The organism is Mycobacterium sp. 050128, assembly GCF_036409155.1.
Taxonomy (GTDB): Bacteria; Actinomycetota; Actinomycetes; order Mycobacteriales; family Mycobacteriaceae; genus Mycobacterium.
Genome location: NZ_JAZGLW010000004.1, coordinates 515,945 through 541,568 on the forward strand (window position 1 = coordinate 515,945; position 25,624 = coordinate 541,568).

The following is a 25,624-nucleotide window of genomic DNA, read 5'->3' on the forward strand; positions in this document are numbered from 1 at the left end:
GCGCGTGGTGGGATTGTTGCGGATTGCTCGACTTGATTTGCCGGCGAGGACTACGGTCATCGCATGAAGCGGCTTTCGAGCGTTGATGCGGCGTTTTGGTCTGCAGAAACTGCGGGCTGGCACATGCATGTCGGTGCACTGGCGCTCTGCGATCCCAGTGACGCGCCGGAATACAGCTTTCAGCGACTTCGGGACCTGTTGGTCGAGCGGTTGCCGGAGCTGCCGCAGTTGCGGTGGCGGGTCACCGGGGCGCCGCTCGGGCTGGACCGGCCGTGGTTCGTCGAAGACGCGGACCTCGACGTCGACTACCACATTCGCCGCATCGGCGTTCCCGGGCCCGGCGGACGCAAAGAGCTCGAGGAGCTGGTCGGCCGGCTGATGTCCTACAAGCTGGACCGGGCGCGGCCGCTGTGGGAGCTCTGGGTGATCGAGGGCGTCGAGGGCGGCCGGATCGCGACGCTGACCAAGATGCATCACGCGATCGTCGACGGGGTGTCTGGAGCCGGGCTGGGCGAAATTCTGTTGGACGTCACGCCGGAACCCCGTCCGCCGCAACAGGAGACGGTGGGCTCGCTGGTGGGACACAAGATTCCGGGGATCGAGCGGCGCGCGGTGGGCGCGCTGATCAACGTCGGCGTCAAGACGCCGTTCCGCATTGCCCGGCTGGTGGAGCAGACGGTGCGCCAGCAGGTCGCCGCGCTGGGTCTCACCAGCCGGCCGCCGCGCTTCTTCGAGGCACCCAAAACCCGGTTCAACGCCCCGGTCTCGCCGCACCGGCGGGTGACCGGATGCCGCGTCGAGCTGGCCCGCGCCAAGGCCGTCAAGGATGCCTACGGCGTCAAGCTCAACGACGTCGTGCTGGCACTGGTGGCCGGCGCGGCCCGCGAATACCTACAGAAACGCGGTGAGCTGCCGGCCAAGCCGCTGATCGCGCAGATCCCGGTCTCCACCCGCACCGACGACAACAAGGACGACGTCGGCAACCAGATCAGCTCGATGACGGCGTCGCTGGCCACCGACATCGACGATCCCGCCGAGCGGCTGCGGGCCATCCACGAAAGCACGCAGAGCGCCAAGGAAATGGCGAAGGCGCTGTCGGCGCATCAGATCATGGGGCTCACCGAGACGACCCCGCCCGGCCTGCTGCAGCTGGCCGCCCGGGCATACACCGCGACCGGCCTGTCACGGAACCTGGCCCCGCTCAACCTGGTGGTGTCCAACGTTCCGGGTCCGCCGATGCCGCTGTACATGGCCGGTGCGAAGCTGCAATCGCTGGTGCCGCTCGGCCCGCCGGTGATGGATATCGCGCTCAACATCACCTGCTTCTCCTATACGGACTATCTGGACTTCGGTTTCGTCACGACGCCGGAGGTGGCCAACGATATCGACGACATGGCCGATGCGATCGAACCGGCGCTGACCGAACTCGAGAAATCGATCGACCGCGGCTAGTCGCGGGTTAGGTAGGTCGTCGCGTACACCCAGGACAAGAATCGCGCGACGGCCTCGGCCGATTTGTGCGCCCGCGGGGAACCGAAGATGTCGAAAGCGTGCTGGGCGTTGGGTAATTCGGCATAGGCGACGGGTGACTTCGACACCGCCCGTAGCTCCTCGACGAATTCGCGCGATTCGACCACCGGGATGAGTGAGTCGTCGGTGCCGTGCAGCACGAAAAACGGTGGTGCGTCGGCCCGTACGTACCGAATCGGTGACGCATCCAAATAGATGTGCGAATGGGTGCTGAGTTTCCGCTTGACCACTAATCTTTCCAGCACCTCGATGAACTCGGCGCGCCCCGGCTCCTCGGTGGAATACCAGTCGTAACGGCCATAGAACGGCACGGCCGCCGCCACCGACGTGTCGGCATCTTCGAAGCCGGGCTGGAACTTGGGATCGTTTGGAGTCAGCGCCGCTAGCGCCGTCAGATGGCCGCCGGCCGAACCACCGCTGATGGCAACGAAATTCGGGTCGCCGCCATAGGCCGCGATGTTCTCCTTGACCCACGCCAATGCGCGCTTGACGTCGACGATATGGTCGGGCCATGTGTGCCGCGGAGCGACGCGGTAGTTCATCGAGACGCAGATCCAGCCGCGCGAAACCAGGTGACTCATCAAGGGATACGCCTGCGGACGGCGCCACCCGATCATCCACGCGCCGCCGGGCACCTGCAGCAGCACCGGCGCCTTGCCGTCGCGAGGCAGGTCGCGGCGGCGCCAGACGTCGGCCAGGTTGGAGCGCCCGTGCGGGCCGTAGCTCACGATGTTCTCTTTCTCGACGAAGCGACGCCGCGCCCCGGTGGTGCGCAGGGGTGGGTTGCGCCGGCCCCGGCGCGTCGGCTCGGCGGGCAACGCTTTGAGTTCTTCGGCGTAGTCGGCGCCGAGCTGTTCGGTCAGGCACGATTCCAGCACCGGGCCCGGCGTCGTGGCACCCCGGTAACCGATCACTGCCAAGATCGCCCAGGATGCGGCCGTCATCGCCAGCGCCGCTTTGCCTTTCGGTCCGGCGAAGTCACCGCGGCGGGCACGCCGCGCCGCATCCAGCATGGAGGCGCCGGCGTAGACGCCGGGCACCTCCGAGGTCGGCCAGCCGAACCAGAACACCGCGACCGAGGTGTAGGGATTGCGGCTGACCGGATGTAATCCGTTGGCGGCGTTGAGCAGTTCGACTGCCGCGCGCAACAGCGGCCTTCTTTTGAAGACGCGCATCAGCCCCCCACCCGTGATTGCAGTTCGGCCCGCACGATTTTGCCGGTGCTGCCGCGGGGCAGCTCGTCGAGAACCGAAATTTCGCGCGGCACTTTGTAGTTCGCGAGGTTGTCGCGAACGTGTTGTTTGAGCGTCTCGGGCGTGGCGGCCGAGCCGGGGCTCAGCACCACGAACGCCGCCAGTCGCTGGCCGTACTGCTCGTCGTCCACGCCGATCACCGCGGCCTCGGTCACTTCCGGGTGCGCGGCAAGCGTTTTCTCCACCTCGATCGGGTAGATGTTCTCGCCGCCGGACACGATCATCTCGTCGTCGCGGCCGACGACGAACAGCCGTCCGGCCTCGTCGAGATAGCCGACGTCGCCCGACGACATGAAGCCGGCGTGGAAATCCTTCGTCTTGCCGGACGTGTAACCGTCGAATTGGGTGTCGTTGCGCACGTAGATGGTGCCGACCTCGCCGGTGGGCAGCTCGTTGAATTCCGGGTCCAGGATCCGGATTTCGGTTCCGCCGGCCGGCCTGCCCGCGGTGTCGGGAGCGGCCCGCAGATCCGCCGGTGTGGCCGTCGCGATCATGCCCGCCTCGGTCGCGTTGTAGTTGTTGTAGATCACGTCGCCGAACTGGTCCATGAACGCGATGACCACGTCGGGTCGCATTCGCGATCCGGACGCCGCTGCAAAACGTAATGACTTGCCGCTATAGCGATTTCGGACATCCTCGGGCAGTTCCATGATGCGGTCGAACATCACCGGAACCACGGCCAGGCCGGTCGCCTGGTGGCGATCGACGAGCTCCAGCGTGGCCTCGGGGTCGAACTTGCGCCGGGTGACGATCGTGCAGGCCATCGACGCGGCGAAGATCAGCTGCGAGAAACCCCACGCGTGGAACATCGGCGCCACGATCACGATCGTCTCCTCCGCGCGCCATGGCGTGCGGTCCAGGATCGCCTTGAGTGTGCCGATGCCGGCGCCGCCGCCAGATTGCTTGGCGCCCTTGGGACTTCCGGTGGTACCGGAGGTCAGCAGAATCATCTTGCCCTTGCCGCCGGTGCGCTCGGGGCGCTCGCCCAGGTGACCGGCGATGAGCTTCTCGACCGTCAGGTCGTGCGACCCTTCGCTCCAAGCCACGATGCGGGTGGCGTCGGGCTTGCCGGCCAGCGCGCGGTCCACCGTCGCGGTGAACTCCTCGTCGTAGATGGCGGCGTCGACGCCCTCGCGGTTGACCACCTCGGCCATCGCCGGGCCGGCGAACGACGTGTTGAGCAGCACGACGTCGGAGCCGATCCGGTTCGCGGCCACCAACGCCTCGATGAAGCCGCGGTGATTTCGGCACATGATCCCGATCACCTGCGGCTGGCCCGACGGCAGGGCCTGCAGCGCGGCGGCCAGTGCGTTGATCCGCTCGTCTAGCTGCCGCCAGGTCAGCGTGCCGAGTTCGTCGATCACGGCGGGGCGGTCCGGGCAGCGCTGGGCGGCGCCGGCGAAACCGACGGTCATGCTCATGCCCTCGCGACGCATCGCCGCGGCCATCTTCAGGTAGCGGTCGGGCCGCATCGGCGCGATCATTCGGGCGCGTTGCAACGTCGCCAAGACGCCCAAGACGCCGCGGGCCTGGTCCAAAGGAGATGGCATGGCTCAGCCCAGAATCGGGAAACGGCGCTTGGCGGCGAGGTCTTTGAGGGCTTCCTGCATCACCGAGCGCACGTGCTCGTCGACCGCGTCGATGTCGGGGTCCTCGCCGAACTGCGCGGCAATGTCGATGGGCTCCAGCACCTGCGTGACGATCTTGGTGGGCAACGGCACATTCGGCGGCACGACGGCGCTGAACCCGAACGGGAAGCCGAACGAGACCGGCAGGATGGCGCTGCGCAGCAGCCGCTTGATCCCCAGTCGCTCGGCCAGCCAGGTGCCGCGGGTCAGGTAGAGCTGGGTCTCCTGGCCGCCGATGGACACCGCGGGAACGATCGGCACGCCGGCTTCGATCGCGGTGCGGACATATCCCTTGCGGCCGTTGAAGTCGATGACGTTCTCCGACGCGGTCGGCCGGTAGGCGTCGTAGTCACCGCCGGGAAAGACGACCACCACGCCACCGGACCGCAACGCTTTGGCGGCGTTCTCCCGGTTGGCCCGGATGTAGCCGGTGCGCCGGAACAGCCCGCCGGTCACGCCCAGGAACAAGATGTCGTGGCTCAGCGTGTAGACCGGCCGGTCGTACCCGAATTTCTCGTAGAAGTCGACGCTGAAGATCGGGACATCCATCGGGAACATCCCGCCGGAGTGGTTGCCGACCACCAGCGCTCCACCCGGTGGGAAGGAGTCCAGGCCGTGCACCTCGGACCGGAAATACCTCTTCAAAACCGGGCGCATCACCGCCATCAGGCGCTGAGTCAGGCCGGGGTCGAATTTGCCGATCTCGGGGTCGTCACTGTCGCCAGCGCCCACTTCGCTCACCGATGCCCCCTTTGGCGTCGCTCGAGAGTTCCCGCGTTGAGTCCCTAGATGGTAGCTAGGGCTTTGGATTGGATGGCTAACAGGCAAACACTCTTACCTTCGGAGTCCCGGTCGCGCACAGTGGTGGGCGGGGCCCAACGGGATGGAAGGTGGCCGGCATGGTCGACGTCATTGCGGACCCGATGTCGGTGATCGCCCGGGAGATGGACCGCATCCGCGATGACTTCATCGCCGAGGTCTTCGAAGAGATCAAGGCCGAAAACCGCGACCTCAACTACGACGCCGCCATGCTGGAGCTGTGGCGGGCCAGCCTCACCGACAGCGTGGTCGCCGGTATCGGGTTCTTGGCCCAGGGTGCGACGGCCGAGTGGTTCGAAGCCCCGGCGGCGTCGGTCGCCTACGTGCGTGCCGCCGCGCGGCGTGACGTTCCGCTGTCGGTGCTGGTGCGGGCGCACCGCATCGTGCACTCGCGTTTCCTGGAGGCGGCGATCCGGTTCGTGGCCCTGGTGGAGCCGGCGCTGCAGGTGCCGACGATCGTCGACCTGGTGTCTCGCTCGGCGAGCTTTGTCGACGCGGTGGCCGACCAGCTGACGGTCTCCTATGAGCTGGAGCGCGACGAATGTGTCGCTGACGGGGGTGGCCGGCCGCCGCTGTCGGCCGATGAGGCGCGCGACAACATCCCGGTCGCCGCGCAGGTGGCCGACAGCGTGTTGACCTATCCGCTGGACGGCGTGCACATCGCCGCGGCGTTGTGGGTCGACGAGCTCGTGCCGGCCCTGGACGTGGTGGCGTCGTTCGATCGGGTGCGACACGCGGTCGCCGCCGCGGTGGGCGCGGTGAACGGCACGTTGCTGGTGCCGACGCACCAGCGCGAGGCCCGGTTGTGGTTTGCGCTCGACGGTTCTGGCAAACCGGAGATCGACCAGTTCCGGGTGCGAACGGCTTTCGAGTCCGCGGGAGTTCGGGCCGGACTGGCACTTGGACGGGTGGAAGAAGGGCAAAGCGGATTCCGCGCATCGCTGAAACAGGCGGAGCGGGTGAAGGCGGTCGCTTTTGCCGGCCGAGGCCGATCGGATGCCCGGGTGGTTTTCTACAGCGAGATCGCGCCAATTGCGTTGATGGCAGGCGACTTGGACGAGCTGCGCTCCTTTGTCATCGATGTGCTCGGCGAGCTCGGCCGCGACGATGAGCGCACCGGATGGTTGCGCGAAACGTTGCGCGAATTTCTCTCCAGAAACCGGGATCACGTCGTGACTGCTGAGGTAATGCAGTTGCCCCCCAACATCATTCAGGAAGCCGTGACGCGGGCCATGAACCTGTGCGGGCACCGTCTCGGCGACCCCGACGCGATGTTGCGGGTGCAGATCGCGCTGGAGGCCTGTCGGTGGATGGCCCCGGCGTTATTGCACATGGCCCACGAATGTCCTTAGGAGCCACCAGCTCTGAGCCGCCGAAGTAGTCACCGCCTCGCAGCGGTTGACCTGGCGTTTATGCCGTGCTACCAAAAGCGACCTAGGCTTCGTCGCCGAAGGATATGGCGCTGGCCGGATTCGGGGGGTTATGGTTACCGCTCTAAACACTGAACTGCCGGTTGAGAGAAGAAGAGATGGACTTCGCTGGTTTGTCTGACGAGCGTGATGCACGCTCGTCAGACGCGCACAGCTCGAGTGGTGCTCGTGACCGTCGCGGCCACCACTCTCGCGGCGCCGCAGTCCGTCCCGGCCCGGGTCATGTCCGTCAAACGGGGTCCGCTGTGACCCCGGGCCGGACTGTCGGTGCTCTGGATCGCGCAACGGTGGTGGCCGACACGGCGGATCAGCGCCAGGCCGACTATTTTCTGCGTCTGCTGACCCAGAACCGCCGCCTGATCGACCAACGGATCGAGGGCTACCACAAGGCGATTGCCGTCGCCGAAGCCCGACGTGACGTCGAAAGCGCGGGTGTCTTTCGGCGCACCGCGCGCATCGAGGAGCAGGAGCGTAAGGCGCTCGACAGCCTGATCGAGAACCTGCAGCGCCGATTTGTGGTGCAGCCCACAGCTGACCTTCCGCCGGGACCGCGGCTCGCGGTCCGCTAGGGCCGCGATCACCGACCTCAATCGTGGCGCCGGCCCCGGCCGGCTTCTAACTCGGCGTTTGGCCGTCGCGGGTTCGGGACTGTTACCAGTTCAGCAACCGTTGCCACTACTGATCTAGGCTGACGCCCAGGGGTTCAACACCAGACTTACCGAGGGAGACACAAGTGACAGTCCGAGTAGGTATCAACGGCTTCGGTCGAATCGGACGCAATTTCTACCGGGCGTTGCTTGCCCAGCGGGAGCAGGGCGGCGCCGACATCGAGGTGATCGCCGTCAACGACCTCACCGACAACGCCAGCCTGGCGCATCTGCTGAAATTCGACTCCATCCTGGGCCGGCTGCCCCACGACGTCACCCTCGAAGGTGAGGACACCATCGTGGTCGGCCCGGCGAAGATCAAGGCGCTCGAGGTCCGTGAGGGTCCGGCCGCCCTGCCGTGGGGTGACCTGGGGGTCGACGTCGTCGTCGAGTCCACCGGGATCTTCACCAACGCGGCCAAGGCCAAGGGCCACCTGGACGCCGGCGCCAAGAAGGTGATCATCTCGGCCCCCGCGACCGACGAGGACATCACCATCGTGCTGGGCGTCAACGACGACAAGTACGACGGCAGCCAGAACATCATCTCCAACGCGTCGTGCACCACGAACTGCCTCGGACCGATCGCCAAGGTCCTCAACGACGAGTTCGGCATCGTCAAGGGTCTGATGACCACGATCCACGCCTACACCCAGGACCAGAACCTGCAGGACGGCCCGCACAAGGACCTGCGCCGCGCTCGTGCCGCCGCGCTGAACATCGTGCCGACCTCCACCGGCGCGGCCAAGGCCATCGGGCTGGTCCTGCCGGAACTGAAGGGCAAGCTCGACGGGTACGCGCTGCGGGTGCCGATCCCCACCGGTTCGGTCACCGACCTGACCGCCGAGCTGGCCAAGTCCGCCAGTGCCGACGAGATCAACGCCGCAATGAAGGCCGCCGCCGAGGGGCCGCTCAAGGGCATCCTCAAGTACTACGACGCGCCGATCGTGTCCAGTGACATCGTCACCGACCCGCACAGCTCGATCTTCGACTCGGGCTTGACGAAGGTGATCGACAACCAGGCCAAGATCGTGTCGTGGTACGACAACGAGTGGGGTTACTCCAACCGACTCGTCGACCTGGTCTCGCTGGTCGGCAAGTCGCTGTAGACCGTGAGCGTCCCAAACCTCGAAGACCTTCTGTCCGAGGGTGTTTCGGGTCGTGCCGTGCTGGTGCGCTCCGACCTCAATGTCCCGCTCAACGATGCCGGTGAAATCACCGACCAGGGCCGGATCACCGCGTCGGTCCCGACGCTGAAGACACTGCTGGATGGCGGCGCCAAGGTGGTGGTGACCGCGCACCTGGGGCGCCCGAAGGACGGGCCCGACCCGAAGCTGTCGCTGGCGCCGGTCGCCGCGGCGCTCGGCGAGCAGCTGGGCCGGCACGTGCAGCTGGCGGGCTTCGATAACACCCGAGTCGTCGGAACGGATGCGCTGGCGCGCGCCGAGGGCCTGACCGACGGCGACATTCTGTTGCTGGAGAACATCCGCTTCGATCCGCGCGAGACCAGCAAGGACGACGGCGAGCGGCTGGCGTTGGCCAAGCAGCTGGCCGAATTAGTTTGGCCGGGAGGGGCTTTCGTCTCCGATGGCTTCGGCGTGGTGCACCGCAAGCAGGCCTCGGTGTACGACATCGCCACGCTGCTCCCGCACTATGCCGGCACGCTGGTGGCCGACGAGATCGAGGTGCTGGAGCGGTTATGCAGCTCGACCAAGCGTCCCTACGCGGTGGTGCTCGGCGGGTCGAAGGTGTCGGACAAACTCGGCGTCATCGAGTCGCTCGCGACCAAGGCCGACAGCATCGTGATCGGCGGCGGGATGTGCTTCACTTTTCTTGCCGCGCAGGGCTTTTCGGTAGGCAAATCGCTGCTTGAAGAGCATATGATCGAAACTTGCCGCGGCCTGCTGGACACCTACGCCGACGTGTTGCGACTGCCCGGCGACATCGTGGTGACCGAGAACTTCAGCGCCGATTCGCCACCACAATTCGTGGCCGCCAATGCCATTCCGGACGATCTGATGGGTCTGGATATCGGCCCGGGTTCGGTGAAGCGGTTCGCCACATTGCTGTCCAATGCCGAGACCGTGTTCTGGAATGGCCCGATGGGAGTGTTCGAATTCCCCGCCTACGCCGCCGGCACCAAGGGTGTGGCCGACGCGATCGTCGCGGCCACCGGCAAGGGTGCGTTCAGCGTGGTGGGCGGTGGCGATTCCGCCGCGGCGGTGCGCGCGCTGAAAATCCCCGAGGACGCCTTCTCGCACATCTCCACCGGCGGCGGCGCATCGCTGGAATACCTGGAGGGCAAGGAGTTGCCCGGCATCGAGGTGTTGGGGCGTCCCCAGCCGAGCGGAGGAGACTCGTGAGCCGTAAGCCCCTGATCGCCGGCAACTGGAAGATGAACCTCAATCACTTCGAGGCTATCGCGCTGGTGCAGAAGATCGCATTTGCGTTGCCGGACAAGTACTTCGACAAGGTCGATGTCACCGTGCTGCCGCCGTTCACCAACCTGCGCAGCGTGCAGACCCTGGTCGACGGCGACAAGCTGCGGTTGACCTACGGCGCCCAGGACTTGTCGCAGCACGACTCCGGCGCCTACACCGGCGACATCAGCGGCACTTTCCTGGCCAAGCTGGGTTGCACCTTCGTGGTCGTCGGCCATTCGGAGCGGCGCACCTACCACAACGAGGACGACGCGCTGGTGGCCGCCAAGGCCGCCGCCGCGCTCAGGAACGGCCTGACCCCGATCGTGTGCGTCGGCGAGCATCTCGACATCCGGGAGGCCGGCGAGCACGTCAGCCACTGCGAGAAGCAGGTGCGTGAGTCGCTGACCGGCCTGTCGGCCGAGCAGATCGGTCAGGTCGTGATCGCCTACGAGCCGGTCTGGGCGATCGGCACCGGCCGGGTGGCCAGCGCCGGTGACGCCCAGGAGGTCTGCGGGGCGATCCGACGGCAGTTGGGCCAACTGGCGTCACCGAAGATCGCCGACACCGTGCGGGTACTGTACGGCGGCTCGGTCAACGCCAAGAACGTCGGCGAGATCGTCGCGCAGGAAGACGTCGACGGCGGGCTGGTCGGGGGAGCGTCGCTGGAGGGCGAGCAATTCGCGACCTTGGCGGCCATCGCCGCCGGCGGCCCGCTGCCCTGAGCGCTCCGAGCGCCGGTTACGGCCGGTCGAGCGGCAACCGGTAAGCTGTCCGTCATGGTTTTGGCCCTACAGATCACCCTGGTCGTCACCAGCATTCTGGTGGTGCTGCTGGTGCTGCTGCACCGCGCCAAGGGTGGCGGCCTGTCCACGCTGTTCGGCGGTGGTGTGCAGTCCAGCTTGTCTGGATCCACGGTGGTGGAGAAGAACCTGGACCGGCTGACGGTGTTCGTGGTCGGCATCTGGCTGGTATGCATCATCGGCATGGCACTGCAGATCAAGTACCGCTGACCCGACTGCACTCGGCAAGCGGGTAACGCCGTGGGCACCGATACTGGATCGCATGGTTTCTGAGCCCATCACCGAGGCCGTTCCCGAGGCCGCGCTGGCGCCGATCGGTGCCGTACAGCGAACCAGGGTCGGTCGCGAGGCGACCGAACCGATGCGCGCCGACATCAGGATGCTCGGCACGATCCTCGGTGACACCGTGCGCGAGCAGAACGGCGACGAGGTATTCGAGTTGGTCGAACGCGCCCGGGTGGAATCCTTCCGGGTGCGTCGCTCCGAGATCGACCGGGCCGAGATCTCCCACATGTTCGACGGCATCGACATCCACCTGGCGATCCCGATCATCCGGGCGTTCAGTCACTTCGCGCTGCTTGCCAACGTCGCCGAGGACATCCACCGCGAGCGCCGGCGTCATATCCACGTCGACGCCGGCGAACCGCCGCAAGACAGCAGCCTGGCCGCCACCTACGCGAAACTTGACTCCGCAGAACTGGATTCGGCCACCGTGGCCGAGGCGCTCAAGGGTGCGCTCGTTTCGCCGGTAATCACCGCCCACCCCACCGAGACCCGCCGGCGGACCGTCTTCGTTGCGCAGCACCGGATCACCGAGCTGATGCGACTGCACGCCGAGGGGCACCGGGAAACCAGCGACGGCCGCAGCATCGAGCGTGAGCTGCGCCGCCAGGTGCTCACGCTTTGGCAGACCGCGCTGATCCGGCTGTCCCGGCTGCAGATCACCGACGAAATCGACGTCGGCCTGCGGTATTACCAGGCCGCGCTGTTCGAGGTGATCCCGCAGGTCAATTCCGGGCTTCGCGCCGCGCTGCGCGCCCGCTGGCCCGGCGCCGAGCTGCTTTCGGCGCCCATCCTGCAGCCGGGCTCGTGGATCGGCGGTGACCGCGACGGGAACCCGAACGTCACCGCCGCGGTAGTGCAGCGGGCCACCGCCAGCGCCGCGTTCACGGCGCTGGCGCACTACCTGTCCGAGCTCACCCATCTCGAGCAGGAGCTCTCGATGTCGGCGCGATTGATCAGTGTCACACCGGAATTGACGGCGCTGGAGCAGAGCTGCCCGGAGCAGGCCAGGGCCGACGAGCCGTATCGGCGGGCCGTGCGGGTGATTCGTGGTCGGCTCAGTGCGACGGCCACCGGGATCCTGGATGACGAACCGCGGCACCTGCTCGATCTGGGCTTGGAACCGTATGCCACGCCGGACGAACTGAGGGCCGACCTCGACATCATCGACGATTCGCTGCGCACCCACGGCAGCGCGCTGGTGGCCGAGGATCGGCTGGAACTGTTGCGAGAAGGCGTGCACGTCTTCGGTTTTCACCTGTGTGGACTCGACATGCGGCAGAACTCCGATGTGCACGAGGAGGTGGTCGCCGAGCTGCTGGCCTGGGCCGGGGTGCATCCGGACTACCGTTCGCTGCCCGAAGACGAGCGAGTCGAGCTGCTGGCGGATGAACTGACCACGAGGCGCCCGCTGCTCAGCGACCGCGCGGAGTTGTCCGAGCTGGCTCACCAGGAATTGAGTGTGGTCGAGGCCGCCGCGTTCGCCGTCAAGCGGTACGGTCCGGCGGCGGTGCCCAACTATGTCATCTCGATGTGTCAGTCGGTCTCGGATGTGCTGGAGGCCGCGCTGCTGCTGAAGGAAACGGGACTGCTCGATGTTTCCGGGCCCGAACCCTATTGCCCGGTAGGCATTTCCCCGCTGTTCGAGACGATCGACGATCTGCACAACGGGGCGGCGATACTGCACGCGATGCTGGAGCTGCCGATCTATCGGTCGTTGGTGACCGCCCGCGGGGACAGCCAGGAGGTGATGCTTGGCTACTCCGACTCGAACAAGGACGGCGGTTATCTGACCGCGAACTGGGCGGTGTACCGGGCCGAGCTGGCGCTGGTCGAGGTGGCCCGCAAGACCGGAATTCGGTTGCGGCTCTTTCATGGCCGTGGCGGAACCGTCGGCCGCGGCGGCGGCCCCAGCTATCAGGCCATCCTGGCCCAGCCGCCCGGTGCGGTGAACGGTTCGCTGCGCCTGACCGAGCAGGGCGAGGTGATCGCGGCCAAGTACGCCGAACCGCTGTCGGCGCAACGGAATCTGGAGAGCCTGGTAGCCGCCACGCTGGAGTCGACGCTGCTGGATGTGGAGGGCCTCGGCGACGAGGCCGAGCCGGCCTACGCGGTGCTCGACGAGATTGCGACGCTGGCCCGCCAGGCGTACTCCGAATTGGTCCACGAGACACCGGGTTTCGTCGAGTACTTCAAGGCCTCCACGCCGGTCAGCGAGATCGGGTCGCTGAACATCGGCAGCCGTCCGACCTCGCGCAAGCCCACCGAATCGATCGCCGATCTGCGCGCCATTCCGTGGGTGCTGGCGTGGAGCCAGTCGCGGGTGATGCTGCCCGGTTGGTACGGCACCGGGTCGGCATTCGAGCAGTGGATCGCGGCCGGCGACGAGGATGAGCGAGTCACCGTCCTGCACGACCTGTATCAACGGTGGCCGTTCTTCCGCAGTGTGTTGTCCAACATGGCGCAGGTGCTGGCCAAAAGCGACCTGGGGCTGGCGGCGCGCTACGCGGAATTGGTGGCCGATGAGCCGTTGCGGCGCAGGGTGTTCGACAAGATCGCCGCCGAGCATCAGCGGACGATCGCGATGCACAAGCTGATCACCGGTCAAGACGACCTGCTGGCCGACAACGCCGCGCTGGCACGTTCGGTGTTCAACCGCTTCCCATACCTGGAGCCGCTGAATCACCTGCAGGTGGAGCTGCTGCGTCGGTATCGCTCGGGCGACGACGACGAGTTGGTGCAGCGGGGGATTCTGTTGACGATGAACGGGCTGGCAAGCGCGTTACGGAACAGCGGATAACGGGCATAGGGCAGTGGTGGGAGCCCAGTCTGACTCGATGTCATCGCACGAATCGTCGTCTGTCATCCCGGCCCGGGTAGCCCAGAACGAGACCTTCGAGCGGCTGGCCCGCGCCGGATTCGTCGTGAGCGGACTGCTGCACCTGGTCGTCGGCTACCTCGCCATCCGGATCGCGTTTGGCGAGGGCGGCACCGCCGATCAAACCGGCGCGCTGGCCACCCTGGCGGGCACACCGGGAGGCCCCGTCGCGCTGTGGTTCGCCGCTGCCGCGCTGCTGCTGCTCGGCCTTTGGCGGCTCGTGGAAGCCGCACTCGGCCGGTCCAGCGACCATCGGAACGGCTCCTCGTCGGGCGCGCTGGATCGGGCGAAGGCGTTCGCACTCGCCGTGCTCTATATCGCACTCGCGTACTCCACGCTCGGTTTCGCCCGGGGCGCCGGCAAGTCTGCCGGCCAGCAGAATTCGACAATCAGCGCGCGCCTGATGCAGAGCACCGCCGGCACCGTCGCGCTCGTGCTGTGCGGTGTGATCGTCGTCGCGGTGGGCGGCTACCACGTCTACAAGGGTGCCAGCCGCAACTTCGTCGATGACCTGAAAGGCAAGTCGGGCAACATGGTCCGGCGACTGGGCGTCGTCGGCTACGTCGCCAAAGGGGTGGTGATCGCGGCCGCGGGCGCGCTGGTCGTCCTCGCCGCGCTTCGCTCGGAACCGCAGAAGGCCACCGGGCTGGACGGCGCCCTCAAGACGCTGGGCGCCCAACCATACGGACCTGTGCTGCTGGTCGCCGCCGGCTTGGGCATCGTCACCTACGGCTTGTACAGCTTCGCGATGGCCCGACTGACCAAGATGTAGCGGTCACGAGGCCTTCACATAGTCGACCGGGCACGGCCCGGCCGCCCGTGCTACACCACCGATCTGGGCCGCGACGGGCTGCGGATGTGACGTCCATCGCGGCGTCATCCGGTAGGCGCCCAGCAGGTGAGTCATGGCGGCCGTCATCGCCGACAGCGAGAACGGCTGGGCCGGGCAGGAGTGCCTGCCGTGCCCGAAGGCGGTGACCAGCATCGGCGAAGGGAGAGCGTCCTTTTCGGTCAGATGGTGGCGAGTCCATCGATCGGGGTCCCAGTGCTGTAGTCCCGGCGCCGCCGAGGTGTTGAGCAGCGGGAGCAGGGTGGCGATGGTCCAGCCCGGCGGCACCCGGTAGGTGATGGCCCCGGTGTTCAGCGAGACCGGCGACAGCACGCTGCGAGACATGATCGAGCGTTGCGCCATACGCGTCGACTCCAGCGCGCAGCTCTGGGCAAAGGCATTGTCGCCCAACCGTACTCGCTGCAGCTGGGCCGGGTGCTCGAGCAGGTCGACCAATGCCCAGCCCAGCGCGGCGGCCAGGTTTGACATGGACGCGATGTGGATCAACGCGACGTCGAACGCGATCCCGTGCGGCCGGGAAGGCTGCGACACCGTCGACCAGGCGTCCACGATCCGGCCGAAGAGGTCATGATCCCGTCGGTCCCCGTCGTCGAATCTGCGCACCGCGGCGGCGATGGCGTCGGCAATCTCGCCGAGCGCGGCGCGCTCGGCACGTTTGTCGGTCGCCGCCACCGCCGCCATCCGATCGGGGTGGACGAACGCGTCGGAGCCGTCCAGGGCGTCGAAGGCGCGCACCAGACGCTCGAAGGTCGCGCCGTCGGCCGACCCGGGTCCGGCCCACGAGGCCAGCCCCATCCGGTGGCCGAGCCGTCGCATCAGATCGAAGACGTCGAACGAACCCACCGATCCCAGCTCGTGCGTGGTCTGCTCGAGCGCGCGGTCCAGGTTGACCAGATAGGTGGCTACGTCGTCGCGGCGAAACAGCATGTTCGGCAGGGTGCGCCGCCCGGCAAAGATGTCGTCGGGCAGCTTGCGCCGCAGCATCAGGTAGTCGGCGACGCCTTTGCTCGCGGTCTCCTCGCTCAGCGCGTAGAACGACTCGACGCCGGTGGGCGAAAAGGTGAACAGGTAGCGGTCGGGGCCGCTTTTCACGGCGAAGGTATCGCCATGGCGGCCGCGGGCCGTCGCGATCGCCGCGACCGCGTCGGTGACGGGAACGTCCCACGGCAGACCGGTGCCGTCGGCGTAGGGCGGTGCGGGCACCGGGTCGGCACCGGTCACGGCCTACCGCGCCGGCCGATTCCGCAGTCGGTCCACCACACCGCGTACCGCGTGTTCGGTCACCGCCAGCGGCGACATCACCGTCTCGCCGATGCTCACGATGTAGTCGATGCGTTTGACGATCGCCTCCACGGGCTCCACCAGCGAGATCAGGCGTTTGGCGAGCTCGTCGAGGCTTTCCATGGTTCCTTCGAGGTGGTCCAGGCCGCCGTCCAGGCGCTCGACCGTGCCGTTCAACCGGGTCAGGGAACTGCTCAGCTCGTTCATGGTTCTGCCGAGGCTGTCGAGGACGTCCTCGACCTGCTCGACCGTCTTATCGGCGTTCAGAGCGGCCTGAGTGAGCGTCTTGATCCGGTTTCGCTCAGGCCCGTTGCGCACCGTTCGGTCTGCCATGTCCGTAATTATGACCGGGACGGAACCCGGGAAAACCTTTGCACATCGAATTCGATGTGCGAAAACAACACTGTGACGGTGGCCGGCGTGGCGGCCTGACCCGGGGCTGCGGGTGCGAGGTGACGCGCCGACTGGCGGAGTACGCGGCCGGCTATGCCGACGCCGAAGCCCGAACGGGCCGGGCCCTAGGGCCGGGCGGGTAGTTTGGCGGCGGCGTCCTCGTCGAGCAGCCAGAGCGTCGTCTCGAGTCCGACGGCCCCCGCGGCCGGGATATCCACCGGCTGCGCCCCGCCGATGGCGGCGGCGACGGCGTCGCCCTTGGCGGCTCCCGAGACCATCAGCCACACCTCGCGGGAACGCCGGATCGCGGGGATCGTCAAGGTGATTCGTTGCGGCGGAGGCTTGGGGGAGTCATCGACGGACACCACCATGCGGGTGGTCTCGCGCACCGCCGCGGTGTCGGGGAACAGCGAGTTGATGTGGCCCTCGGGTCCCATGCCCAGCAGGTGGACATCGAAATTCGGTACCTGCTCGCCGGGTTCGGCGTTGGCCGCCAGCAGTTGTTCGTAGGCCAGGGCCGCGGCGGCGAGGTCGCTGCCGAATTCGCCGTCACTGGCGGCCATCGGGTGCACGTTGCTCGAGGGGATGTCGATGTGATCGAGCAGGGCCTCTCGGGCCTGCTTCTCGTTGCGCTCGCTGTCGGCTAAAGGGACATAGCGTTCGTCGCCCCAGAAGAGGTGCACCTTCGGCCAGTCGATCTGGTCTGCCCGGGCACGCAGATATTTGAGCAGTCCGATGCCGTTACCGCCGCCGGTCAGCACGATCAGGGCGCGCCCGCGTGCCGCGATGGCGGCGTGGATGGTCTCGACGAGCCGGCCGCCCGCCGCCTCGACCAGGTGGTCGCCGTCCGGGAAGACTTCAACGGTTGTGCTCACGCGTATTGCACCTTATCGATTCCTTCGAGCGCGCTGAAGTAGACCTCATCGGGGTCCAAGCGACGCATGTCTTCGGCCAGGCATTCACGGGTTTCCCTGCGCGCCAAGGGAACTAGAGCATCCGGGCGGCCGGTCCGGCTCAGGGTGGCCGTCGTTCCCTCTTGCGGCCTGCTCAGGGTGATGGTTTCGCTCTTGCGCTCCAGCTCGACCTTGAGCTCGCCGACCTCGCGGCGTACCGGCCCGTCGATCCGGCTGGCCAGCCAGCCCGCCAGGACGTCGAGCGAGGGTTCGGTGCGCAGACCGGAAACCAGCGCGGATTCGATCTTCTCGTGCGGTTTCTGGTCGACCGCGGAGGTGAGCAACGCTCGCCAGTAGGTGATACGCGCCCAGGCCAGATCGGTGTCCCCGGGGGTGTATCCGGGCAGCCTGCTCTTGATCACCGACAGCGGGTCGTCGGTGTTGGTCGCGTCGGTGATGCGGCGAATCGCCAACTTGCCCAACGGGTCCTGAGCGGGAACCGCAGGAGCGACATCGGGCCACCACACCACGACCGGGATATCGGGAAGCAGGAAGGGGATCACGACGCTCGCCGCGTGACCGGACAGCGGGCCGGACAGCCGCAGCACTACGACCTCGCCGGCGCCGGCGTCGCCGCCGACTCGAACCTCAGCATCCAGGCGCGGATCGTGGCCGTCGGCGTCACCGGCCGCCACGACCAGGACCCGGCTGGGGTGTTCGTGGCTGGCGGCGTTGGCGGCCACGATGGCTTCTTCGAGCAGAGTGTCGTTGTCCGACTTGATGATCAGCGTCCCGACCCGGCCCATCATGACCACGCCGGCCTCTTCGCGGAGCGCGTCGAGCTTCTTGTTGACCGCGGTGGTGGTGGTGTCCAGCAGATCGACTATCACGGCCGCCGCCATTCCCGGCCGGTCCGGCGCAACATCTCATCCGCCGAGGAGGGGCCCCAGGTGCCCGATTCGTAAGGCTCGGGCTTTCCGTCTTCTGCCCACCGCTCGAGGACGGGATCGAGTATCTGCCAAGCCAATTCGACCTCCTCGTTCACCGGGAACAACGACGGCTCACCCAGCAGCACGTCCAGGATCAGCCGTTCGTAGGCCTCGGGGGAGTCCTCGGCGAAGGCCGAGCCGTAGGAGAAGTCCATGTTCACATCGCGGACTTCCATCGAGCCCGGGACCTTGGAGCCGAACCGCAACGTGATGCCCTCGTCAGGCTGCACCCGGATGACGAGCGCGTTGGTGCCGAGCTCGTCGGTCATGGTGGCATCGAACGGCAGATGCGGGGCACGTTTGAAAACCAAAGCGATCTCAGTCACCCTGCGGCCCAAGCGTTTTTCGGTACGCAGGTAGAACGGCACCCCGGCCCAGCGGCGGGTGTCCACCTCGAGCGTGATCGCCGCGAAGGTCTCGGTGCTGGAGTCCTTCGAGAAGCCGTCCTCGTCGAGCAGTCCCACCACCTGCTGGCCGCCCTGCCAGCCGGCCGCATATTGGCCGCGGCTGGTGGTCTCTTCGATCGGCTGGGCGAGTTGGGTGGCCGAGAGCACCTTGATCTTCTCGGCCTGCAACGCGCGCGCATTGAAGCTGACCGGCTCCTCCATCGCGGTGAGCGCCAACAGCTGCATGAGGTGGTTCTGGATGACGTCGCGGGCCGCGCCGATGCCGTCGTAGTAACCGGCCCGTCCGCCCAGTCCGATGTCCTCGGCCATCGTGATCTGTACGTGGTCGACGTAGTGCGCGTTCCAGATCGGGTCCCACAGCTGATTGGCGAAGCGCAGCGCCAAGATGTTCTGGACCGTCTCCTTGCCGAGATAGTGGTCGATGCGGAACACCGACTCCTCCGGAAAGACGGAATTCACCACGTGGTTGAGGTCGCAAGCGCTCTTCAGGTCGTGGCCGAACGGCTTCTCGATGACGACCCGACTCCACCGGTCCACAGATGGGCGCGCCAGTCCGGACTTGTGCAGCTGCTCGCACACCACCGGGAACGACTTGGGCGGGATCGCCAGATAGAACGCGTGGTTACCGCCGATTCCACGCTCGGCCTCGAGCTTGTCGAGCGTCTCGGCCAATCGCGCGAACGCGGCGTCGTCGTCGAAAGCGCCCGAGACGAATCGCAGTCCCTCGGCCAGCCGCTCCCAGATGGCCTGACGAAAGGGGGTGCGGCAGTACTGCTTGACGTCGTCGTGGATGACCTGGGCGAAGGCGTCGTGATCCCAGTCGCGGCGGCCGAAGCCGACCAGCGAGAAGGCCGGCGGCAGCAAGCCGCGGTTGGCCAGGTCGTAGACCGCGGGCACCACTTTCTTGTGCGCCAGGTCGCCGGTGACGCCGAAAAGCACCATGGCGCACGGGCCGGCGATCCTGGGTAGCCGCTTATCGTCCTTGTCCCGCAACGGGTTACGCCATTGCGAGACTTCAGCGCCCTGCGTCATTTGGCAAGCGAGCTCAGCTGCTTCTGTGTCTCGTCGAGTAGCTCGGTCCAGGATTCGACGAACTTCTCCACGCCTTCGTTCTCCAGGACCACGAACACGTCGGTCAGGTCGATCCCGATCTCCGAGAGTTTGTCGAACACGCCCTGAGCGGCGTCGGCTGTACCGGTGATGGTGTTGCCGGTGACGACACCGTGGTCGGCGACGGCTTCAAGCGTCTTCTCCGGCATGGTGTTCACCGTGTACGGCGCGACCAGCTCGGTGACGTAGAGGGTGTCGGAGTAGTCCGGGTTCTTGACACCGGTCGACGCCCACAGCGGCCGCTGCACCCGGGCGCCGTCGGCCTTGAGCGATTGGAAGCGCTCGCCGTCGTCGAAGACCTCCTGGTAGGCGGCGTATGCCAACCGGGCGTTGGCGACACCGGCCTGGCCGCGCAAAGCGAGCGCGTCAGGGGTATCGATCTTTTCCAGCCGCTTGTCGATTTCGGTGTCCACCCGGGACACGAAAAACGAAGCCACCGAATGGATCTTGGACAGGTCGTGTCCGGCCTCGCGGGCCTTCTCCAGGCCGGCCAGGTAGGCGTCCATCACCTCGCGGTGCCGCTCGACGGAGAAGATCAACGTGACGTTGACCGAAATCCCTTCCGCCAGTGTGGCGGTGATGGCCGGGATACCCGCCTTGGTGGCGGGAATCTTGATCAGCAGGTTCGGCCGGTCGACGATCTTCCACAGCTCCACGGCCTGGGCGGCGGTCTTGTCGGTCTCAGCGGCCAGTCGCGGGTCCACCTCGATGGAGACTCGTCCGTCCACGCCGTCAGAGGACTCCCATTGCGGCCGCAGCACGTCGCACGCGGTGCGCACGTCGTCGGTGGTGATGGTGCGGATGGTGGCATCCACGTCGGCGCCACGTTCGGCCAGCTCGGCGATCTGTTCGTCATAGGAGTCGCCGTCGGCGAACGCCTTCTGGAAGATCGACGGGTTGGTGGTCACGCCGACGACACTCTTGGTGTCGATCAGCTCCTGCAGGTTGCCGGACTGCAGCCGCTCCCGCGACAAGTCGTCCAGCCACACGGATACTCCCGCGTCGCTCAACGCGGCGAGGTTGGGGTTCTGGGTCATGTCAATCAGCCTTTCTCAGTTATCGACTACTTCTTCCGCGGCGGCAGCGACGGCCTCCGCGGTGAAGCCGAATTCACGGAACAATGTCTTGGCGTCGGCAGATTCGCCGTAGTGCTCGATCGAGACGATCTTCCCGGTGTCGCCGACGAGCTTGTGCCACGGTTGCGCGATGCCCGCCTCGACGGCCACCCGCGCCGAGACCGACGGCGGGAGCACGCTGTCGCGGTACTCGGCCGACTGGGACTCGAACCATTCGACACAGGGCATCGACACGACCCGAGCGAGGATGTCCTTGTCTGCCAACAGCTTTGCGGCGTCGACCGCAAGCTGGACCTCGGAGCCGGTGGCGATCAGAACGACGTCGGGTTCGTCGCCGCCCTCGTCACTGAGCACATAGCCACCGCGGGCGACGCCCTCGATGTTGGTGCCCTCGAGGACCGGCACGCCCTGGCGGGTCAGGATCAACCCGACCGGTCCGCTTCCGTTACCGCGGGCCAGGATCGTCCGCCACGCGTAGGCCGTTTCGTTGGCATCGGCCGGTCGCACCACCGACAGGTTCGGAATCGCCCGCAGTGCCGCGAGGTGCTCGATCGGCTGGTGGGTCGGTCCGTCTTCGCCCAGGCCGATCGAATCGTGCGTCCATACGTAGATGGTGTCGATGTCCATCAGCGAGGCCAGCCGCACCGCCCCGCGCATGTAGTCGGAGAACTGCAAGAACGTTCCGCCGTAGGCACGGGTCGGTCCATGCAGCACGATGCCGGACAGGATGGCGCCCATCGCGTGTTCGCGGATTCCGAAATGCAGGGTGCGACCGTACCAGTCGGCGGTGTAGTCCTTAGTTGTAATCGACGGTGGGCCAAAGGATTTCACGCCGTCCATGGTGGTGTTGTTGCTGCCGGCCAGGTCGGCCGAGCCGCCCCACAGCTCGGGGAGTTTGGGTCCCACCGCGGACAGCACCTTGCCGGACGCCGCGCGGGTCGCCAGCGCCTTGGAGCCGGGTTCCCAGTGCGGGATGTCGGCGTCCCAGCCGTCGGGCAGTTCCTCGGCGGTCAGCCGGTCCAGCAAGGCCTTGCGTTCGGGTTCGCGCTGCGCCCAGGCGTCGAACTCCGCCTGCCACTTCTCGTGCGCTTCCTTGCCCCGATCCACCAGCTTGCGGGTGTGGGCAATGACCTCGTCGCGGACCTCGAAGGTCTTGTCCGGGTCGAATCCCAGGATCTTCTTGACCGCGGCGATCTCTTCGTCGCCCAGCGCCGCGCCGTGCGCCTTGCCGGTGTTCATCAGGTTGGGCGCCGGGTAGCCGATGATGGTGCGCAGCGAGATGAACGACGGCTTGTCGATGACGGCCTTCGCGTTGGCGATGGCCTCTTCGATCCCGACGACGTTCTCGCCGCCCTCGACTTCCTGCACGTGCCAGCCGTAGGCCCGGTAGCGGGCCGCGGTGTCTTCGCACAGCGCGATGTCCGTGTCGTCCTCGATGGAGATCTGGTTGTGGTCGTAGAACACGATGAGGTTGCCCAGCTGCTGCACGGCGGCCAGCGACGATGCCTCGGAGGTCACGCCCTCTTCGATGTCCCCGTCCGACGCGATCACGTAGATGTAGTGATCGAAGGGGCTTTCGCCGGGCGCTGCATCCGGGTCGAACAGTCCGCGCTCGTAGCGTGCCGCCATCGCCATCCCGACGGACGACGCCAAGCCCTGGCCCAGCGGGCCGGTGGTGATCTCAACACCCTTGGTGTGCCGGAACTCCGGGTGCCCGGGAGTCTTCGAGCCCCAGGTGCGCAGCGACTCGATGTCCGACAGCTCCAGGCCGAACCCGCCGAGATAGAGCTGCAGGTACAGCGTGAGGCTGCTGTGCCCCGCCGACAACACGAAGCGGTCGCGTCCCAGCCAGTACACGTCGCTGGGATCGTGGGTCATGGCGCGCTGGAACAGCGTGTAAGCCAGCGGGGCAAGGCTCATCGCGGTCCCGGGGTGGCCATTGCCGACCTTCTGGACCGCGTCGGCGGCCAGCACCCGCACGGTGTCGACCGCGGTCGAGTCGATCTCGGCCCAGTCGTCAGGGTGGTGGGCTCGGGTCAGCGTAGAGATGTCTTCGAGAGTGGTCACAGGCGTCAGTCCTTGGGGTGGCCGTAAACAGAGCGCAGATCAATTCTCACCCTAGTGCGGGAGTGCCAGCGTTTGCAGTGCGGGATTGTGGGTATTCCGCTGCGCCTGCCGCGGACATGACGCCCAGGCGTCGCAGAGCTTGCGACCAGTGCCGTCGTCGGGAAATTCTGTCTGAATAGACCCTCGAGGCTGGCCGAGGTGACAGCGCGGTCTACCATCGTGCGTAGTAGATCCTGCGCCCCGCTGCGACCCCAAGGAGTTATTGCGTGAGCGTTCGCGGGCGCCTAGGGCCAACCCGAGCGCCGAGCCGAATACGCGGCACGGTGCTGGCATACGTGGCGCTGACGAAGCCGCGCGTCATCGAGCTGCTACTGGTCACCGCGATACCCGCGATGCTGCTCGCCCACCGTGGCACCGTGAACCCGCTGCTGATCCTCGACACGCTGATCGGCGGGATGCTGGCCGCCGGCGGAGCCAACACGCTCAACTGCGTGGCCGACGCCGACATCGACAAGGTGATGAAGCGGACGGCGCGCCGGCCGCTGGCGCGGGCCGCCGTGCCGACGCGCAACGCCCTGGTATTCGGGTTGGTGCTCACCGCCGCGTCGTACTTCTGGCTCTGGTGGACGACGAACCTGCTGTCCGGGCTGCTGGCCATGGCGACCGTCGCGTTCTACGTGTTCGTCTACACGCTGCTGCTCAAGCGCCGCACGTCGCAAAACGTTGTGTGGGGCGGCGCGGCGGGCTGCATGCCGGTGATGATCGGCTGGTCGGCCGTCACCGGCACCATCGGCTGGCCGGCGCTGGCGATGTTCGCGATCATCTTCTTCTGGACGCCCCCGCACACCTGGGCGCTGGCGATGCGGTACAAGGACGATTACAAAGCGGCCGGTGTTCCGATGCTGCCCGCCGTTGCGACCGAGCGTCAGGTCACCAAGCAGATCCTGATCTACACGTGGCTGACCGTGCTGGCGACGATGGTGCTGGCGCTTGCCGCCGGCTGGCTGTACACGGCGGTCGCCGTGGTGGCCGGGGTGTGGTTCCTGGCGATGGCCCACCAGCTCTACGCCGGGGTCCGCGCCGGCGAGCCGGTCAAGCCGCTGCGGCTGTTCCTGCAATCGAACAACTACCTCGCGGTGGTGTTCTGTGCGCTGGCGGTCGACTCGGTGATCGCGTTGCCGACGCTGCTCTGAGCCGGCGCGAACCCCATCCGCCACTTCGGTACCGCCGAAGTGACCACACGCCTGTTTTCAAATCCGATAGCACATCCGATATCGCATTTGAAGACACGCGTGTCCTGCTCAGACTGAGGCCACTGTGGCAGCTGTGGCGTAATTCTTGGGATCGGTAGCCGATCGTCGCGCATGTAATGGGCGCGACCGATTTGCATAGCCAAAACCTATGCAGCACAAAGAGCGCAGTTCGATACTGACTCTCAGCAGCAAAGCTGCAGAAAAGGACATTGGGCCATGGAACGCATGGGCATCGTAAAGAAAGTGATCGCCGCGGCGCTGCTGTCGGGCGGGCTGGCGCTATCCGATTTCGGCCTGACCGCGGCCATCGCCGGGGCTCAACCCGGGCCCGTGCCGTTGGATGCCTGGCCCGGCTGTCCGAACGACCACCCGTCCGGGCCATGTCACTGGTGCCCGGGGCAACCCTTGCCGCCGACCGGTAATCACGTCACCAACCCGGTTGTTTGGGACAACAACATTTGCCACACCTACTATTACGTCTACTTCGGGCAAGGCAATGTGGCCCAAAACATTTGGGACGGCGAGAATCCGCCGCCGCCACCTCCACCGCCGCCGCCGGGTCTGATCAACAAGGACAACTGCCAGCAGATTCTCGGAATCTTCTGCCCTAAGGCCTGAATTCGCCTACGGCAGTAGCACAATCGAGCCCGTGGTCTTGCGGCCCTGCAGGTCCTGATGGGCGCGGGTCGCTTCGGCCAGCGGATAGCGGCCTCCGATTTCGATGTTGATGGATCCGCCGGCCACCGCCTCGAACAATTCGTCGGCGCGCCAGTTGAACTCCTGGCCGGTGCGCATGAAGTGCACCAGCGCCGGGCGGGTGAGGAACACCGAACCCGCGGCGTTGAGCCGCTGCGGATCCACCGGCGGTACCGGCCCGCTGGAAGCGCCGAACAACGCCAGGGTCCCGCGCACGGCCAGGCTGGCCAGACTGGCGTCGAACGTGGTGGCACCGACGCCGTCGTACACCGCGGCCGCACCGAGACCTCCGGTGAGTTCACGAATCCGCTGACCGAACTGCGCGGCGTCGTCGGGGTAGGACAGCACCTCGTCGGCACCGGCCTTCTTGGACATCTCGGCCTTTTCGGGCGTGGAGACGGTGGTGATGACCCGGGCGCCGAGCATGTGTGCCCATTGGGTCAGGATCAGCCCCACGCCGCCGGCCCCGGCGTGCACCAGCACCGCGTCACCGGGCTGCACCGGATACACCGACTTGAGCAGGTAGTGCGCCGTCAGACCCTTCAACAGCACCGAGGCCGCGATCTCGGAGGTGACGCCGTCGGGCACCTTGGCGGTCAAATGTGCTGGCGCAGTAGAGAATTCAGCGTACGCTCCGGACGCGGCCGCGGACACCACTCGGTCGCCGACCCGGAAGTCATCGGTTCCCTCGCCGACGGCAGCGACGGTGCCGCACACCTCGGAGCCGAGGACGAACGGCACCTCGCGCGGGTATTGCCCGGATCGGAAATACGTGTCAATGAAATTGACGCCGATGGCCTCGGCCTGGATCAGCAGCTCGCCGGGCCCCGGCGAGGGCTGTGATGTCTCGACGTAACGAAGGACTTCGGGGCCGCCAGTTTCACTGACTTCGATTGCGTGCATGTGGATATCATGCCCGGGC

The 25,624-nt window shown here is 66.6% G+C and carries 22 protein-coding genes; 11 read left to right on the forward strand and 11 right to left on the reverse strand.

Annotated features, from left to right (window positions below):
- The first annotated feature begins 63 nt into the window (after window positions 1-63).
- Entirely contained in the window at window positions 64-1,452 is a 1,389-nt protein-coding gene (locus SKC41_RS25925) for a WS/DGAT/MGAT family O-acyltransferase (protein WP_330980535.1), read from the forward strand.
- Here the strand turns inward: SKC41_RS25925 and SKC41_RS25930 are convergent.
- The 3 genes from SKC41_RS25930 to SKC41_RS25940 are packed head-to-tail and all read right to left on the reverse strand — an operon-like array spanning window position 1,449 to window position 5,077.
- Window positions 1,449-2,705 carry an alpha/beta hydrolase gene (locus SKC41_RS25930; protein WP_330980536.1) on the reverse strand — a complete coding sequence of 419 codons (1,257 nt, stop codon included), beginning with the start codon at window positions 2,703-2,705 and terminating at the stop codon, window positions 1,449-1,451. The two genes, SKC41_RS25925 and SKC41_RS25930, sit on opposite strands and share 4 nt — an antisense overlap.
- Window positions 2,705-4,333, reverse strand: coding sequence for an acyl-CoA ligase FadD12 (fadD12, locus tag SKC41_RS25935; RefSeq protein WP_330980537.1), 1,629 nt, complete (start codon window positions 4,331-4,333; stop codon window positions 2,705-2,707). The genes SKC41_RS25930 and fadD12 overlap by 1 nt, the downstream gene beginning before the upstream one ends.
- 3 nt (window positions 4,334-4,336) lie before the next feature.
- Window positions 4,337-5,077 (reverse strand): lysophospholipid acyltransferase family protein, encoded by a 741-nt coding sequence (locus tag SKC41_RS25940; protein ID WP_090608814.1) that lies wholly within the window; start codon window positions 5,075-5,077, stop codon window positions 4,337-4,339.
- Window positions 5,078-5,310: 233 nt separating this feature from the next.
- On the opposite strand from SKC41_RS25940, the gene SKC41_RS25945 reads away from it, so the two are divergent.
- The 8 genes from SKC41_RS25945 (at window position 5,311) to SKC41_RS25980 (ending at window position 14,459) form a co-directional block, all read left to right on the forward strand.
- Window positions 5,311-6,582, forward strand: coding sequence for a helix-turn-helix domain-containing protein (locus SKC41_RS25945; RefSeq protein ID WP_330980539.1), 1,272 nt, complete (start codon window positions 5,311-5,313; stop codon window positions 6,580-6,582).
- 323 nt (window positions 6,583-6,905) lie between these two features.
- Window positions 6,906-7,229 (forward strand): hypothetical protein, encoded by a 324-nt coding sequence (locus SKC41_RS25950; protein WP_330980540.1) that lies wholly within the window; start codon window positions 6,906-6,908, stop codon window positions 7,227-7,229.
- A gap of 164 nt (window positions 7,230-7,393) precedes the next feature.
- A complete protein-coding gene (gene gap, locus SKC41_RS25955; RefSeq protein ID WP_330980541.1) occupies window positions 7,394-8,413 on the forward strand; it encodes a type I glyceraldehyde-3-phosphate dehydrogenase in 1,020 nt (339 codons plus the stop codon).
- A gap of 3 nt (window positions 8,414-8,416) precedes the next feature.
- The gene (locus tag SKC41_RS25960) at window positions 8,417-9,667 is read left to right on the forward strand and encodes a phosphoglycerate kinase (protein WP_330980542.1); all 1,251 of its coding nucleotides are present in this window, start codon (window positions 8,417-8,419) and stop codon (window positions 9,665-9,667) included.
- Window positions 9,664-10,449, forward strand: a complete 786-nt coding sequence (tpiA, locus tag SKC41_RS25965; RefSeq protein WP_330980543.1) for a triose-phosphate isomerase — start codon at window positions 9,664-9,666, stop codon at window positions 10,447-10,449. Before SKC41_RS25960 ends, tpiA begins: the two co-directional genes overlap by 4 nt.
- Before the next feature lie 54 nt (window positions 10,450-10,503).
- Window positions 10,504-10,737, forward strand: a complete 234-nt coding sequence (secG, locus tag SKC41_RS25970) for a preprotein translocase subunit SecG (protein WP_036468630.1) — start codon at window positions 10,504-10,506, stop codon at window positions 10,735-10,737.
- A gap of 52 nt (window positions 10,738-10,789) precedes the next feature.
- A complete protein-coding gene (gene ppc, locus SKC41_RS25975) occupies window positions 10,790-13,609 on the forward strand; it encodes a phosphoenolpyruvate carboxylase (RefSeq protein WP_330980544.1) in 2,820 nt (939 codons plus the stop codon).
- A 37-nt stretch (window positions 13,610-13,646) separates the two neighbouring features.
- Window positions 13,647-14,459, forward strand: coding sequence for a DUF1206 domain-containing protein (locus tag SKC41_RS25980; RefSeq protein WP_330980545.1), 813 nt, complete (start codon window positions 13,647-13,649; stop codon window positions 14,457-14,459).
- Window positions 14,460-14,462: 3 nt separating this feature from the next.
- Here SKC41_RS25980 and SKC41_RS25985 read toward each other — a convergent pair whose 3' ends face one another.
- From SKC41_RS25985 to tkt, 7 genes are all read right to left on the reverse strand, one after another.
- Window positions 14,463-15,758, reverse strand: a complete 1,296-nt coding sequence (locus tag SKC41_RS25985; protein ID WP_330980546.1) for a cytochrome — start codon at window positions 15,756-15,758, stop codon at window positions 14,463-14,465.
- 3 nt (window positions 15,759-15,761) lie between these two features.
- Entirely contained in the window at window positions 15,762-16,160 is a 399-nt protein-coding gene (locus SKC41_RS25990; RefSeq protein WP_330980623.1) for an ATPase, read from the reverse strand.
- 176 nt (window positions 16,161-16,336) lie between these two features.
- The gene (gene pgl, locus SKC41_RS25995; RefSeq protein ID WP_330980547.1) at window positions 16,337-17,086 is read right to left on the reverse strand and encodes a 6-phosphogluconolactonase; all 750 of its coding nucleotides are present in this window, start codon (window positions 17,084-17,086) and stop codon (window positions 16,337-16,339) included.
- Window positions 17,083-17,994 carry a glucose-6-phosphate dehydrogenase assembly protein OpcA gene (opcA, locus tag SKC41_RS26000; protein ID WP_330980548.1) on the reverse strand — a complete coding sequence of 304 codons (912 nt, stop codon included), beginning with the start codon at window positions 17,992-17,994 and terminating at the stop codon, window positions 17,083-17,085. The genes pgl and opcA overlap by 4 nt, the downstream gene beginning before the upstream one ends.
- A complete protein-coding gene (gene zwf / locus SKC41_RS26005; protein WP_330980549.1) occupies window positions 17,991-19,532 on the reverse strand; it encodes a glucose-6-phosphate dehydrogenase in 1,542 nt (513 codons plus the stop codon). The genes opcA and zwf overlap by 4 nt, the downstream gene beginning before the upstream one ends.
- Entirely contained in the window at window positions 19,529-20,647 is a 1,119-nt protein-coding gene (gene tal / locus SKC41_RS26010) for a transaldolase (RefSeq protein ID WP_330980550.1), read from the reverse strand. Before tal ends, zwf begins: the two co-directional genes overlap by 4 nt.
- A gap of 15 nt (window positions 20,648-20,662) precedes the next feature.
- Entirely contained in the window at window positions 20,663-22,753 is a 2,091-nt protein-coding gene (gene tkt, locus SKC41_RS26015; RefSeq protein ID WP_330980551.1) for a transketolase, read from the reverse strand.
- A gap of 266 nt (window positions 22,754-23,019) precedes the next feature.
- Between tkt and SKC41_RS26020 the strand changes: the two genes are divergently transcribed.
- Window positions 23,020-23,946, forward strand: a complete 927-nt coding sequence (locus SKC41_RS26020) for a heme o synthase (protein WP_330980552.1) — start codon at window positions 23,020-23,022, stop codon at window positions 23,944-23,946.
- Window positions 23,947-24,231: 285 nt separating this feature from the next.
- The gene (locus tag SKC41_RS26025) at window positions 24,232-24,624 is read left to right on the forward strand and encodes a hypothetical protein (RefSeq protein ID WP_330980553.1); all 393 of its coding nucleotides are present in this window, start codon (window positions 24,232-24,234) and stop codon (window positions 24,622-24,624) included.
- A gap of 6 nt (window positions 24,625-24,630) precedes the next feature.
- On the opposite strand, the gene SKC41_RS26030 is transcribed toward SKC41_RS26025, so the two are convergent.
- Window positions 24,631-25,605 carry a quinone oxidoreductase family protein gene (locus tag SKC41_RS26030; protein ID WP_330980554.1) on the reverse strand — a complete coding sequence of 325 codons (975 nt, stop codon included), beginning with the start codon at window positions 25,603-25,605 and terminating at the stop codon, window positions 24,631-24,633.
- Window positions 25,606-25,624 lie beyond the last annotated feature (19 nt).